Origin of the sequence: Stenotrophomonas sp. AR029 (assembly GCF_047520695.2) — a bacterium.
GTDB classification, from domain to species: domain Bacteria; phylum Pseudomonadota; class Gammaproteobacteria; order Xanthomonadales; family Xanthomonadaceae; genus Stenotrophomonas; species Stenotrophomonas sepilia.
This window is the reverse complement of sequence record NZ_JAXBQQ020000007.1, coordinates 21648-35005: the sequence shown is the minus strand read 5'-3', so window position 1 is coordinate 35005 and position 13358 is coordinate 21648. Positions and strand designations below refer to the sequence as shown.

General features: G+C 68.0%; 16 protein-coding genes. 10 read left to right on the top strand and 6 right to left on the bottom strand.

All coding sequences use genetic code 11. The features are described from left to right. Positions 1-116 precede the first annotated feature (116 nt). Positions 117-860, bottom strand: a complete 744-nt coding sequence (locus ACM0PB_RS17735) for an SDR family oxidoreductase (protein ID WP_065177701.1) — start codon at positions 858-860, stop codon at positions 117-119. Between the two features lie 106 nt (positions 861-966). Here ACM0PB_RS17735 and ACM0PB_RS17730 point away from each other — a divergent pair, with 106 nt between their 5' ends. Further along, positions 967-1920, top strand: coding sequence for a LysR family transcriptional regulator (locus ACM0PB_RS17730; protein ID WP_065186501.1), 954 nt, complete (start codon positions 967-969; stop codon positions 1918-1920). A 19-nt stretch (positions 1921-1939) separates the two neighbouring features. Here ACM0PB_RS17730 and ACM0PB_RS17725 read toward each other — a convergent pair whose 3' ends face one another. From ACM0PB_RS17725 to dkgB, 4 genes are read right to left on the bottom strand one after another with little or no spacing between them, the layout of a single operon-like run. Beyond that, positions 1940-2263: a MoaF-related domain-containing protein gene (locus tag ACM0PB_RS17725; protein ID WP_065177703.1), complete on the bottom strand. Its 324-nt coding sequence runs from the start codon at positions 2261-2263 to the stop codon at positions 1940-1942. After that, positions 2260-3198, bottom strand: coding sequence for a cyclase family protein (locus ACM0PB_RS17720; protein WP_111176457.1), 939 nt, complete (start codon positions 3196-3198; stop codon positions 2260-2262). Before ACM0PB_RS17720 ends, ACM0PB_RS17725 begins: the two co-directional genes overlap by 4 nt. 19 nt (positions 3199-3217) lie before the next feature. Further along, positions 3218-4165 (bottom strand): TIGR03571 family LLM class oxidoreductase, encoded by a 948-nt coding sequence (locus ACM0PB_RS17715; protein WP_065186500.1) that lies wholly within the window; start codon positions 4163-4165, stop codon positions 3218-3220. Positions 4166-4176: 11 nt separating this feature from the next. After that, complete coding sequence (dkgB, locus tag ACM0PB_RS17710; protein ID WP_065177705.1) at positions 4177-4980, bottom strand: 2,5-didehydrogluconate reductase DkgB; 804 nt, start codon at positions 4978-4980, stop codon at positions 4177-4179. Positions 4981-5097: 117 nt separating this feature from the next. Between dkgB and ACM0PB_RS17705 the strand changes: the two genes are divergently transcribed. After that, positions 5098-6000, top strand: coding sequence for a LysR family transcriptional regulator (locus ACM0PB_RS17705; protein WP_065186499.1), 903 nt, complete (start codon positions 5098-5100; stop codon positions 5998-6000). A gap of 175 nt (positions 6001-6175) precedes the next feature. Here the strand turns inward: ACM0PB_RS17705 and ACM0PB_RS17700 are convergent, their stop codons facing one another. After that, the gene (locus ACM0PB_RS17700; RefSeq protein ID WP_005416722.1) at positions 6176-6649 is read right to left on the bottom strand and encodes a MerC domain-containing protein; all 474 of its coding nucleotides are present in this window, start codon (positions 6647-6649) and stop codon (positions 6176-6178) included. Positions 6650-6681: 32 nt separating this feature from the next. On the opposite strand from ACM0PB_RS17700, the gene ACM0PB_RS17695 reads away from it, so the two are divergent. From ACM0PB_RS17695 to ACM0PB_RS17660, 8 genes are all read left to right on the top strand, one after another. Beyond that, positions 6682-7215: a ZrgA family zinc uptake protein gene (locus ACM0PB_RS17695; RefSeq protein ID WP_065177706.1), complete on the top strand. Its 534-nt coding sequence runs from the start codon at positions 6682-6684 to the stop codon at positions 7213-7215. Further along, positions 7212-7907, top strand: coding sequence for an ATP-binding cassette domain-containing protein (locus ACM0PB_RS17690; RefSeq protein WP_065177707.1), 696 nt, complete (start codon positions 7212-7214; stop codon positions 7905-7907). Before ACM0PB_RS17695 ends, ACM0PB_RS17690 begins: the two co-directional genes overlap by 4 nt. Further along, the gene (locus ACM0PB_RS17685; RefSeq protein WP_065177708.1) at positions 7900-9153 is read left to right on the top strand and encodes an ABC transporter permease; all 1254 of its coding nucleotides are present in this window, start codon (positions 7900-7902) and stop codon (positions 9151-9153) included. Before ACM0PB_RS17690 ends, ACM0PB_RS17685 begins: the two co-directional genes overlap by 8 nt. A gap of 2 nt (positions 9154-9155) precedes the next feature. Then, positions 9156-9707 carry a DUF3299 domain-containing protein gene (locus ACM0PB_RS17680; RefSeq protein WP_065177709.1) on the top strand — a complete coding sequence of 184 codons (552 nt, stop codon included), beginning with the start codon at positions 9156-9158 and terminating at the stop codon, positions 9705-9707. Next, the gene (locus tag ACM0PB_RS17675) at positions 9697-10317 is read left to right on the top strand and encodes a DUF3299 domain-containing protein (RefSeq protein WP_065177710.1); all 621 of its coding nucleotides are present in this window, start codon (positions 9697-9699) and stop codon (positions 10315-10317) included. Before ACM0PB_RS17680 ends, ACM0PB_RS17675 begins: the two co-directional genes overlap by 11 nt. Then, on the top strand, positions 10317-11060 hold the full coding sequence (locus tag ACM0PB_RS17670; protein WP_065186498.1) for a hypothetical protein: 744 nt from the start codon (positions 10317-10319) through the stop codon (positions 11058-11060). The genes ACM0PB_RS17675 and ACM0PB_RS17670 overlap by 1 nt, the downstream gene beginning before the upstream one ends. 150 nt (positions 11061-11210) lie before the next feature. After that, entirely contained in the window at positions 11211-12743 is a 1533-nt protein-coding gene (locus ACM0PB_RS17665; protein ID WP_065186497.1) for an MFS transporter, read from the top strand. A gap of 4 nt (positions 12744-12747) precedes the next feature. Beyond that, positions 12748-13305 carry a TetR/AcrR family transcriptional regulator gene (locus tag ACM0PB_RS17660; RefSeq protein WP_065177713.1) on the top strand — a complete coding sequence of 186 codons (558 nt, stop codon included), beginning with the start codon at positions 12748-12750 and terminating at the stop codon, positions 13303-13305. The last annotated feature ends 53 nt before the right edge of the window (positions 13306-13358 follow it).

The window sequence follows — 13358 nt, the reverse complement described above, 5'->3', positions numbered from 1 at the left end:
AAGAGCAGCCGAGCATGGGCTCGGCTCTACACCGGCTTCGCGTCCTGCGTGGATTCGATCAACCGCCACGGTTTCCCAAGCAGATCCACGCCATGCGTGGATGCCGTCCGCGCGACCTAGACCATCCCACCGTTGGCGCGCAGCACCTGGCCGTTGATCCATCCGCCATCGGCACTGGCCAGGAACGCCACCGCGCCGGCGATGTCTTCCGGCGTACCCAGCCGCTCCAGAGGATTCATCTTCGCCAACCGCTCGATCAGTTCCGGTGACTTGCCGTCCAGGAACAGGTCGGTGGCGGTCGGGCCCGGCGCCACCGCGTTGACGGTGATGTTGCGCCCGCGCAGCTCCTTGCTGAGGATCGCGCCCATCGTTTCCACCGCCGCCTTGCTGGCCGCGTACACGCTGTAGTTCTCCAGCCGGATGCCGACCACGCTGGTGGACAGGGTGATCAACCGGCCACCGTCGCGCACCCGTCGTGCACTTTCGCGCAGCACATTGAAGGCGCCCTTGAGGTTGATGCCGATCACCCGATCAAACAGGGCGTCGTCGGTGTCGGCCAGCGGCGCCAGCTGCAGTACGCCCGCGCTGTTGACCACCACGTCGATGCCGCCGAAGCGGTCTTCGATGGCATCGAACAGCTGCCGCACCGCCTGCGGATCGGCGACATCGGCCTGCAGCGCGATGGCCTGTGCGCCGGCTGCGTTGAGTTCGGCCGCCAGCGCTTCGGCGTCGTCGCGGCGCCCTGCATAGTTGATGGCGATAGCGTGGCCATCGGCGGCGAGCCGGCGGGAAATGGCGGCGCCGATGCCACGGGAGCCGCCGGTGACCAGGGCGACAGGGCGGGCGGGGGAGAGGGTCATGGTGGCTTCCAGTCGGGCACGCCGGAGTGGCGCAGAGCCATCTTCGCGACATTGCCCGTTCGGATAATCCTGCATAATCCGCCAACATCATCCGGATCACCGAACAATGGATCGCTTCACGGCCATGCGCGCCTTCGTCCGTATCGTCGAGCGCCGCAGCTTCACCCGGGCCTCCGAAGACCTCGGCCTGCCACGGGCCACGGTGACCGACGCGATCAAGGCACTGGAAGAGCGGCTTGGCGTGCGCCTGCTGCACCGGACCACGCGGCGGGTGGTGCCAACGCTGGAAGGCGAGGCCTTCTATGGCCGTTGCCTGCGTCTGATCGCCGACATGGATGATGCGGAGGCCGCGTTCCGTGACGCGCCGCCGCGCGGCCCGTTGCGCATTGAAGTGCATGGCACGCTGGGCCGGCACCTGCTGTTCCCGCACCTGCCGCAATTCCTGCAGCGCTACCCCGAGATCGAACTGGAGGTCAGCGAAGGCGACCGCTATGTTGACCTGCTGGGCGAAGGCGTGGATGCGGCGTTGCGGGTCGGGACGCTGGCCGACAGCGATCTGGCGGCGCGCCGGTTGACGATGCTGCGCGAGGTGACGGTCGCCTCGCCTGGCTACGTGCAGGCCAGGGGCGTGCCGGGCAGCATCGATGCCCTGCAGGACGGCCACCAGATGGTCGGCTACCGCTCCAGCGCCAGCGGCCAGCTGATTCCGCTGGAGTTCCAGCAGGGCGGGCAGGTGCGCTACCTGCCGCTGCCGGCGCGGGTGCGTGTGTCGGGTGCGGACGCGTTCCTTGGCGCTGCGCTGGCGGGCCTGGGCATCATCCAGGCACCGCGCTACCGGATGGACCCGTATATCGCGCGCCGGCAGCTGGTGGAGCTGCTGCCGGAGGCGCCGCCGACGCCGAGTCCGTTGAGCCTGGTCTACCCGCGCAATCGCACGCCGTCGCCCCGGTTTCGGGTGTTCATCGACTGGGTGGCCGGAGTGTTCGACTCGTTCGAGGATGCCGGCCAGCGGCCGGCTCTACCGACACAGTACGCGAAGCTGTCCGACCGGAGGGGGTAGTGCCGGCCGCTGGCCGGCATCACAGCGCTGCCAACGGCCCCTGCATGCGATGGAAGCTGCCATCGGTGGCGGTGAACCAGGCCAGCGAACGCCCGCCCACGAAATCGTCGACATGCACGACCGTAGCGCCATCGGCTTCCTGCCACGAAATGGCATAGACCCCGTCGCTGATCCGCTGCCACTCGCAGGCGGCTTCGCCCTGCGCACCGGCATGGGCGCCGGAGACGATGGCGTACTGCACGTGGCGGCCATCGGCGCTGTAGACATTGTCGGCGGCCAGGCCGTCATAGCTGACGCGGAAGCGGCGGCCGGCGAACACGGGAAGGTCAGCGGCGGTGTTCATCGGATCGCCACCGGGTTGATGTTCACCTGGGTCGAGCCGACGTACAGCGGCTGGCCGAGCACGAACAGGAATTCCCAGGCCTTGTCGCGCACCAGCGCCCGGCTGTCGATCAGCTCCAGGTTGTAGATGCCGCGCTTGGCCAGCATGTACTGGTTGATCGGAAACTCCTCGGCACCGTCCGGGTTCGGGTAGACCTCCGAGGCCCAGGTGTCGCCACCGAAGGCGACGATGCCCTGGTCGGCCAGCCACTTCGCCGCCTCCATGCCGATGCCCGGTTCCACTTCCAGGAACTGTTTGTCGTCCTTGCCGATCAGTTCCAGCCAGCCGGTGTTGAACAGCACCACGTCGCCCTTGCGCAGGCTCAGGCCCTGCTTCTTCAGCACGGCCTGGATGTCGGCCACGGTGAACTCGGTGCCGCCGGGCACGATCGCCTTGCCGTAGTACGCGGTCATGTCCAGCACGACGCCACGGGTGACCATCGGCGGCACCTTCTCGACGCCGAGCTTGCGCACCCCGTCCACGGTGACGAAGTCGGCGGCCTTGTTGCCGTTGTAGTAGACGTTGTCGATGCCGATATGGCCGATACCGTTGAGCTGGGTGCCAACGCCGGTCCAGGCGTTCACCAGTTCATCGTTGAAGGTGAACCTGTTGGGGCCCAGCGACTTGCCAGCCTGCTGGCCGACCTGCACGTTGTACAGGCGGAAGCTGCGGTGGCGGAACGCGGGCAGGTTCTTGTCCACCGGCACCGCCAGCGGATAGGTCTTGCCGGTCCTGACCAGCGAGACCGCGTGCTTGACCACGTCCGCGGTCAGCAGGTTGGCCGCGCCGATCTCGTCGTCGGCGCCGTAGGCGGAGGGATACCAGTCCTCGGCGGTGGCCTGGAAGGACAGCGGCAGGGTGGCCAGCGCAAGCGCGGCCAGGGTCTTCATCTTCATGGCAAAGCTCCGGTAACTGTCAGGCCGTCGCGGCGGCGCGGGCATGGGCCGGGAAGTGCGGCAGCACGTACTCGGCGATTTCGTGGAAGGTTTCGGCCAACGGCCGTTCATTGCGGCGGAACTGCAGGCCGATGTGGTCGACACCGGCTGCCTGCATGGCGTGCAGCTCGGCCAAAAGGGCGTTGCGGCCGCCACGCAGGCCGAAGCGCCAGCGCTGCAAGGGGGCATCAGCATCGGCCACCAGGTCCAGGTGGATGAAGCTGGCATACGGCTTGTTGCCGGCCACGGCGCGCCAGGCCGCCACGCGCTGCGCATGGTCCTGTGGCGTGCCCGGGTAGGCCAGGCAACCCTCCATGTGCTGGCCGATCCATGCCGGTTGCTGCTGGGCCAGGCCGGCCACGAACAACGGCAGGGCCGGGCCACCTGCGGGCAGCACGTCCAAGCCCTGCGGCAGGTGCGCAGCGGCGCCTTCGCGCAGCAGTGCGATCTGCTCGCGGAAGCGGCGGCCACGGCTGTCGAAGTCGCGGCCGAACAGCGGGTACTCCACCGGGCGGTCGCCACTGGCTACGCCCAGCAGCAGGCGGTCGCCGCTGAGCCGCTGCACGCTGCGCGCCGACTTCAGGGTCAGCAACGGCTCCCGGATCGGCAACACCACCGCACCGGTGCCCAGCAGGATGTGCTCGGTGATGCCGGCCAGGTAGCCGAGGTAACTGAATACCTCGAACACCTGCGCCGCATCACCGAAGGCCGGGTCGTACACCGGCACGTCGCGTACCCAGAGCGCACGGAAGCCGAGGCGGTCGGCCAGCCGTGCCAGTTCCGCATGGCGCTGCAGGTCCGGTTCGCCGGGCAGGCGTCGCGCGGCGCGTCGTGCCTGTTCGCCCAGCGGCGTCCAGTCATTGTCCAGCGGTGCCTCGATGCCGATGCTGAAGCCACCGGCCTGCAGACGCGTCAACGCACTGCCCATGGCGAGGCGCCTCAGTCCCAGTCCGGGGCCAGGCCCGGCGGATCGACTTCGCGGCCGTTGCGGTCAAGCGCGGCGATCGCGGCCATGTCATCGGCATCCAGGTGCAGGTCCTGGGCGAGCAGATTGCTGGCCAGGTTCTCGCGCTTTGTCGAGGACGGAATGACCGAGTAACCCCGCTGCAGGGCCCACGCCAGCGCGACCTGGGCCACGGTGGCCTGGTGCTTGTCGGCGATGCCGGCCAGCACCGGGTCCTTCAGCACCTTGCCGTAGGCCAGGGTCATGTAGGAGGTGACCGCGATTCCCTGCTCCTGCAGGAAGGCGGTCAGCGCCGGGTTCTGCAGGTAGGGGCTCAGTTCGATCTGGTTGGTGGCGATCTCGCCGGTGCCGACCACCTCGATGGCCTGCCGTGTCAGTTCGATGTTGAAGTTGGACACACCGATCTGGCGGGTCAGGCCCAGCGTCTTGGCTTCAGCCAGTGCGGTCATGTATTCGCGCAGCTCAACGCCATTGCCCGGCGCCGGCCAGTGGATCAGCAGCAGGTCGACGTACTCGGTGCGCAGCTTGGCCAGGCTGTCGCGCAGGCTCGGGATCAGTTTGTCGGCAGCGTAGTTGTCGACCCAGATCTTGGTGGTCAGGAACAGCTGGTCGCGTGGCACGCCGGATTCGGCGATGGCCTGGCCGACCTCGGCTTCGTTGCCGTAGATCTGCGCCGTGTCGACGGCACGGTAGCCGACGTCAAGCGCGTTGCGTACCGAGTCGATGACGGTCTGGCCGCTCAGGCGGAAGGTGCCGACGCCAAAGGAAGGAACGCTCATGATGGACTCCAGGGATTTCGTTGCGAGCCGGCGGCTCGGGACAGGGCGAAGTGTGGGCGCTTTACATTTGTTGATTAAGCCGTGTATATGGGAAATGCTTTTGCGGCGAGGTAAATAATGAAAACCACCTTGGATGAGCTGAAGGCCTTCGTGGCGGTGGTCGATGGTGGCTCCATCACGGCGGCGGCCGAGGCGCTGGAGCTGACCATCTCGGCCACCAGCCGCACCCTGGCGCGGCTGGAAGACAAGCTGCAGACCACCCTGCTGCGGCGGACCACGCGGCGGCTGGAACTGACCGAGGAGGGCGCGGCGTTCCTGGAGTACGCGCGCACGATCCTGGCCACGGTGGACGAGGCCGAGGAACAGATGGCGGCGCGGCGGCTGCAGCCGGTCGGGCGCCTGCGCGTGGACGCGGCCACGCCGTTCATGCTGCACGTGATCGTGCCGCTGCTGGAGGGCTTCCGTGATCGCTACCCGCAGGTGGAGCTGGAGTTGAATTCCAACGAGGGCATCACCGACCTGATCGAAAAGCGCACCGATGTGGCGTTCCGCATCGGCGTGCTGCGCGATTCCACCCTGCATGCGCGACCGATCGGTCACAGCCGCATCCGCGTGGTGGCCAGCCCCGAGTACCTGCGACGGCACGGCACGCCGACGCGCGTGGAGCAGTTGCGCGAGCACGACCTGCTGGGTTTTACCCAGCCCAGTTCGTTGAACGAATGGCCACTACACGATGCCGATGGCGGGCCTTTCGTGATCGAGCCGGCGATCGCTTCATCCAGCGGCGAGACGCTGCGGCAGATGGCGGTGGCCGGGTTGGGCATCGCCTGCCTGTCCGACTTCCTGACCCGTCAGGACCGGCGTGATGGCCGCCTGGTGCAGCTGTTGGCCAGGCATACGCAGGAGGTGCGGCAGCCAATCAACGCGGTGTACTACCGCAACACCGCGCTGGCTGCGCGCATCACCTGCTTCGTCGACCATGTGACGCAGACGCTGGGGCAGCGTCCGTTTGACGAATAAGGAGGGGTAGAGCCGGCCGCTGGCCGGCTGCCGGGAGTGCATCAGTAGATCCACGCCATGCGTGGATGGTGTTTTCCGTCCGGCCAGCGGCCGGCACTACCGTTGGCTGTGTTGCATGTTTCAGTAGATCCACGCCATGCGTGGATGGCGTGTTCCAACCGACCCGCAGCCGGTGTTAGCGGTTGTGCAGCGCCCGCCGATTGCCGATGTGTGCTGCCGCCAGCATCATGCCGCCGCACGCGGTGGTGACGCCATGCCAGAGCAGTGATTCCTTCAGCGGCAGGTACAGCGAGGCTGACAGTAGAAGGATCGCGCCGACGCACGCCAGCCGCAGAGGCCGCCCGCGCCCGTGCCGGTGCAGCCCGGCCGAGGTGCTCGCCAAGGCCAGCGACGAGGCCAGCAGCGCGAACAGCCATTCCCAGCGCGACATCATCAGCAGCACGGTCATCGCGCCATGGCCGGGGTGCTGGAACGAACGCAGCGCCATCATCGCTGCCGGCACGAAGGCCAGCAGCAGGGGCAGGGCGATGCAATGGGCGGCGCAGGCCAGGGACAGCCAGGCACCGGCAAGATCGAAGCGGGGGTGCCAGCGTGCCGAAGTTGGCGGCTGGGCCAGGGCCCTTGCGGGCGTCGTGGGGATGTGGTCCATAATGTTACATAGTAACAATTGGAGTGTCCCCCATGAAGCTTTCTGCTGCTCTTTTCCTGCTGCTGGCCGCCAGCGCCGCGCAGGCCCACGATATCCGCCAGCACGCACCGCACGTGCACGGCCAGGCCAGCGTCGATGTTGCGCTTGACCAGCAGACGCTGGAATTCGCCCTGAAGGCCCCCGGCATCGGCATCCTTGATTTCGAGCGGCCGCCGGCCAATGCGGCCGAGCAGTCCGCGCTGGCGCGTGCGACTGCGCTGCTGCAGGGCGGCAGCTGGGTCACCTTGCCTACCGCCGCGGGCTGCCGCCTTTCAGGCAACGATGCCAAGGCCGAGGGATTCGATGCGACGGCTGCCGCACCGCCATCAGGTCAGCATCGGCACGCGGGGTTCAGCGCAACGCTGCAGTACCACTGCGCCAAGCCTGCCGAGCTGCGGGCCATTGTCGTGCGCCTGCCCGCATTGTTCCCGGGCCTGCACGAAGTAATCGTCAACAGTGCCACCGCCCATGGCCAGAACCGCAGCGTGCTGACCCCGGACAACCTGCGCGTGGTGCTGGCTCCGTGAGCATGCGACCGGTGATCGCGCTGGATGGCGTGCAGTTCGGCTACGGCCGGCAGCTGGTGCTGGACGTGCCGCGGCTGTGGATCGAGCAGGGCAGCAGCGTGCTGCTGCGCGGGATCAGTGGCGGCGGCAAGAGCACGCTGCTGGGCCTGCTCGCGGGCGTGCTGCTGCCCTGCAAGGGCAGCATCGAGGTCGCCGGTCACGCGCTGCAGGCGATGCGTGGTGCCGCGCGGGACCGCTTCCGCGCCGACCACCTGGGTGTGATCTTCCAGCAGTTCAACCTGCTGCCGTTCCTCACCGTGCGCGACAACATCGCGCTGGGCCTGCGCTTCTCGCGCCTGCGCAGCGCACGCATCAGTGGCCCGTTGGATGCCGAGATCGCCCGCCTGCTGCAGGCCCTGCAGCTGGACCCGGCGCTGATGCAGCGGCGCGCAGGCACGCTCAGTGTCGGCCAGCAACAACGCGTGGCGGCAGCACGCGCCCTGATCGGTCGTCCGGCATTGCTGCTGGCCGATGAGCCCACCTCGGCGCTTGACCGCGACGCGGCAACCGCGTTCCTGAAGCTGATGTCCGCGCAGTGCCAGGCGGCCGGCACCACGGTGCTGGTGGTCAGCCATGACGACAGCCTGCAGCCCTTGTTCGACCGCACGATTTCACTGTCCGAGATCAACCAGGCAGGTGCCGGCCATGCTTGAGCTTGCCTGGGCCAGCCTGCGCAGCCGTGCGTTGAGTGTGGGACTGACCGTGCTGGTCATCACCCTCAGCGTGGTGTTGCTGTTGGGCGTCGAGCGTGTACGCACGCAGGCGCACGAGGGGTTCGCCAGCACCGTATCGGGCACCGACCTGATCGTCGGTGCGCGTTCGGGGCCGGTGAACCTGCTGCTGTATTCGGTGTTCCATATCGGCGACCCGACCAACAACGTGTCCTGGCAGTCCTACCAGGAGCTGTCCGCCTTGCCGCAGGTGAAGTGGGCGGTGCCGCTTTCGCTGGGCGATTCCTGGCGCGGCTACCGCGTGGTCGGTACCAGCGATGGCTATTTCGAGCACTACCGCTACGGCGCCGGGCACGCGCTTGCGTTCGCGGACGGACGGCCGTTCGATGATCTGTACGACGCGGTGATCGGCGCGGAGGTGGCACGCGCGCAGAAGGTCGGCCTCGGCGATGAGATCGTGCTGGCGCACGGCACGGGCGCGGTCACGCTGGCCACGCATGCCGACAAGCCATTCCGTGTTGCCGGCATCCTGCAGCGCACCGGCACGCCGGTGGATTCGTCGCTGCTGGTTTCGCTGCCGGCGATCGAAGCGATCCATGTCGACTGGCGATCGGGCGTGCAGCTGCGCAGCCAGCGCGTCAGCGCCGAGCAGGCGCGTCATCTGGATCTGACCCCGACCAGCATCACCGCCTTCATGCTCGGCCTGAACTCGCGCATTGCCACGTTTTCGGTGCAGCGCAGGATCAACGAGTATCCCGACGAGGCGATGCTGGCGATCCTGCCCGGCGTCACGCTGCAGCAGTTGTGGCAGTCGCTGGGCATGGCCGAACGGGCGCTGCAGCTGATCAGCGCGATGGTGGTGGCACTGGGCATGGTCTCGCTGGTGGCGCTGCTGGTCTCGACCCTGCAGGAGCGGCGGCGCGAGATGGCGATCCTGCGTGCCACCGGAGCACGGCCGGGTTACATCGCTGCCCTGCTGGTGGTGGAGGCGGTGGCGACCAGCGCGGTGGCCTGCGCGCTGGCGCTGGTGCTTCTGGTTGCCGCCAGCATTGCCGGGCGCGGCTGGGCGCTGGCCAACTTTGGCCTGTCGATCACCCATGTCTGGCCGGACGGCCGCGAGCTGGCCTGGGTGGCAGGCGTGCTGGCGATCAGCGCTGTGGCCGGGCTGGTGCCGGCGTTGCTGGCCTACCGGCGCACGCTGGCCGATGGCCTGTCGCCGGGAGGCTGAGCATGCGCTGGATGCTGTCGCTGCCGATGGTGTTGGCCCTGGCCGCCTGCGAGCGGCCGGTGGATACCGGTGTGCAGGCCTTGCCACCCTCGCCGGTTGTCGACCGCGCTGACGCTGCGGATGCGGCAGAGCAGGAACTGGACTGGTTGCAGATGATGCCGAAGGACGAGCTGGCCGCGCTGGAGCGGGGCGAGGGCCCGGAGGTCGAGCACAACGGCAACCGGCGCATGCCGCAGTTCGGTACGTTCCGTACGGTGGATACGGTGCTGCAGCGACCGGTTCGCCTGCCGGGTTACGTGGTACCGCTGGCCAACGCGCAGGACGGGCGGCTGACTGAATTCCTGTTCGTGCCGTACTACGGCGCCTGCATCCACGTGCCACCCCCGCCGCCGAACCAGATCGTGCACGTGGTGCTGCCACGCCCGATCGACATGCCCGACATGTACTCGCCGTTCTTCCTGGCCGGCACACTGCGTGCCGAACGGTTGGATGACGATCTGGCCGGTTCGGCCTACACCATGCGTGATGCACAGCTGAGGCCCTATGAACCGTAGCCACCTGCTGCTCATGCTGGGATGCCTGTGGCTGGCGGGCTGTACGGCGCCGGGCAGCGACGCCGTGGTGGTCACGCCGCAGGACAGAGCGGCACCCTCGGCCACGGGCGAAGCCCCCATCGACCGTTGGGACGCGTTGCGGCCCGACGAAGTGACCTACCAGCGACCGCCCCCTCAGATCGGCCTGTCACGCAATGGGATGGAGGGCGTGGGTGGCCTGATCGACGACACCGGCTCGGGCACGCCGCCGGGGCAGGAGATCGACCATTCCAGCCCGGATCGCGCCAAGCAGTTCGGCTCTTCGCGGGTGGTCGATGCTGTCGATGGTCGCGCGGTGGATCTGGATGGCTACGTGGTGCCGCTCGGCACCAACGATGCAGGATTGGTGGATGAACTGCTGTTCGTGCCGTTCTACGGCGCGTGCATCCACGTGCCGCCGCCGCCACCGAACCAGATCATCCACGTGACCCTGGCCACGCCGATCGCGCTGGGCGATCTGTGGGATCCGTACCGGCTTGCCGGCCGCCTGCAGGTGAAGCGTTTCGACGCGGACATCGCCAGCGCGTCCTACGATGCCGCGGCGGCCACGCTGACGGCGATCCGCAACTGATGCGCAGGCGATGGATCATGGCTGCCGGGGTGCTGCTGGGCGCGGGGGTGCTGCTGTGGTGGCAGCGGCAGCGCGCACCCATCGCGCCGCCTGCGGTCGCGTTTCCGGCGCCGACGTCCAATGCCAGCCAGCGCATCGAACAGCGCCTGGGTGACGACCACGCATTCCGCAACGACGTGCTGTTCCTGCTCGCGGCAACATTGCGCGACCGCTGCCAGCCGGCGCAGGCGGGAGTGTTGGCGCGCATGGCCAATCGTGCATCGCTGCCTGTGCTGGCGGCAGTCAGCGCGGTGACCCAGCAGGATCCATCGCTGGACCGGCCGATCTACCAGTACATCCAGCATCGCGCCGACGCGACGCCGTGCGGGCAGACGCTGCAGATGCCGTTGGCCGGTGGACGCCGCATGGCCGTGGACATCGAACAGTACGCGCGCACGTTCCCGGACAGCTACTTCGACCCGCAACGCAGCAGCGAACCGCGGGATTTCGGCGGGCTGTCGTTGCAGCAGCGCGCCGGCAATGCCTGCAACAGCGTGGTGTACTCGGTGTTGCCTTTGGGCGGCACCGATTGGCGGTGCAGCAGCCTGCGCGCACAGGCCCGTGCGCGGGTGCGCGGGCTGTGCGAGGACGAACTGCGGCGCCAGCATGGCGGAACTAGCGGGGAACTGGACATGGCTGTGGGGAAGGGCATGCAGGCGGCGGTGGTATCGGCGGTTGCCGCGCTGCCGGAAGACTGTCGGTGATGATCCCTGACACCGGGCACGACCCGGCATGAGGGCACGACAACATGAACATTGCCCGGGCCCCAATCTGAATCGGCGGCGCTGTTTTCATAACTATACAGGACATCCTGTATAGTTAGGGCCGTTTTCCGCTCCCCATCAGGTTTCCCCATGGCTTTGTCCCAGCCCCTGGCCGGTGCTCCGGCCCTGTCGCGTGCCCGTCGCTGGGCGCTGTTGTTTACCGTCGCCGCCGGCCTGCTGCTGGTCACGCTCGACAACTCCGTGCTCTACACCGCACTGCCTACGCTGACCGAGGAACTCTCGGCCAGTGCCGGCCAGGCGCTGTGGATCGTCAACGCCTATCCGCTGGTGATGGCCGGCCTGCTGCTGGGTGCGGGCACGCTGGGCGACCGCATCGGTCATCGCCGCATGTTCCTGATCGGCCTGGTGGTGTTCGGCGTCGCCTCGCTGGCCGCGGCGTTCGCCGACACCGCAGCTCAGCTGATTGCCGCACGAGCCCTCCTGGCAGTCGGTGCCGCAGCGATGATGCCAGCCACGTTGGCGCTGATCGGCCTGAGCTTCCACGAAGAGCGCGAACGCAACATCGCCATCGCCATTTGGGGTTCGGTGGCCATCGTCGGTGCGGCGCTCGGGCCGATCATCGGCGGCTGGCTGCTGCAGCACTTCTGGTGGGGCTCGGTGTTCCTGATCAACGTGCCGGTGGTGGTGGTCGCGTTCGTGGCCACGCTGCTGCTGGCGCCGGAAGGACAGCGTGACACCTCGCGGCCATGGGACCTTGTGTCCTCGGTGCTGGCATTGGCCGCACTGTCCGGCGTGGTGCTGGCGATCAAGTCGCTGATCGCTACGCCGCCGTCGTACGCGCTGGGCGCAGGCGCGCTGCTGTTGGCCGTCATCAGCGGTGCGGCGTTCGCGCGCCGCCAGCAACAGCTGCCGTACCCGCTGCTGGACTTTGCGATTTTCCGCAATCCTGCGTTCCTGGCCGGCACGCTGTCGGCAGTGTTCACCCTGTTCGCGATGGCCGGCCTGCAGCTGGTCACCACCCAGCGCTTCCAGCTGGTGGCAGGCTTCACGCCGCTGCAGGCGGGTCTGCTGGTCTCGGTGGCGGCAATGGGCAGCCTTCCGAGCGCGCTTCTGGGCGGCAGCATCCTGCACCGGGTGGGCCTGCGCCCGCTGATCTGTGGTGGCCTGGCCGCAGGTGCGCTGGGCGTCGGCATGGTGGCGTTCGGCTTCCCGCACGGCCTTGGCTGGGTGGTGGCTGGTATGGCCATCACCGGCTTCGGCATGGGCTCGGCCATCTCGGTGGCATCCACCGCCATCCTCAACAATGTGCCGGCACACCGCGCAGGCATGGCCTCGTCGGTCGAAGAGGTGTCCTACGAATTCGGTGGCCTGCTGGCGGTGGCGATGCTCGGCAGCTTGAGCGCGGCGATGTACAGCGCGTTCCTGCCGGTCTCGGCCGATATGCCGGTGCTTGCCCGCGAGGGTTTCACCCAGGCGCTGCATGTCGCGCGCGAGAGCGGGCAGGGTGAGTGGTTCGCACTGGCTGCGGCCGCGTATGACCGTGGCTACCAGATCGTGCTGCTGGTGATCACGACGGTATTGGCAGTGGGCGCGGCGATCATCGCGCGCCTGCTGCGCGGCCGCATCGGCGGCCGCGAGGGCGCGGCCGATCGCGTAAAATGAAACGATGAGAACCAGCAAACGCGACCGCATCCTCGACGCCGCCGTCAACGTGATCAATCGTGATGGCGTGCGAGCGGTGACCTTCGAGTCGGTGGCGGCCGAGGCCAAGCTGACCCGCGGCGGCCTGCTGTACCACTTCCCGTCGCGCGAGGCACTGCTGCGCGGCATCGACGAGCACCTGGTGCAGGCCTGGGAGTCGTCGATGGAAACGCTGCTGGGCAAGCGTGCGGACGAAGCCTCGGCGCTGGAGCGTTACCAGACCTTCGTGCGCGTCTCGGCGCAGAGCGCTACCCGTGCCGAGCTGATGTTCATGCTCGAATCGGCCGACCCGGACGCCGATGAGCGCCCGTGGGGCCCGGCGGTACGCCGCTGGGCGCCGTTGCCGCCGTCGGCCGGGCTGAATGACCCGGCCGCGCTCGACAATTTCGTAGCACGGCTGGCCGCCGACGGCCTGTGGATCTACGAGGCGATGTACGAAGGGCAGCTGGATGAAGGCGTGCGCGCCCAGGTGGCCGAGCGCATCGCCGGGCTGCTGGCGAAGTCTGACGGCACGTCCCGTTGAGCGGCCGGTCGGCGCGCAGACATCGCACGTGGTAGAGCCGACCGCTGGTCGGC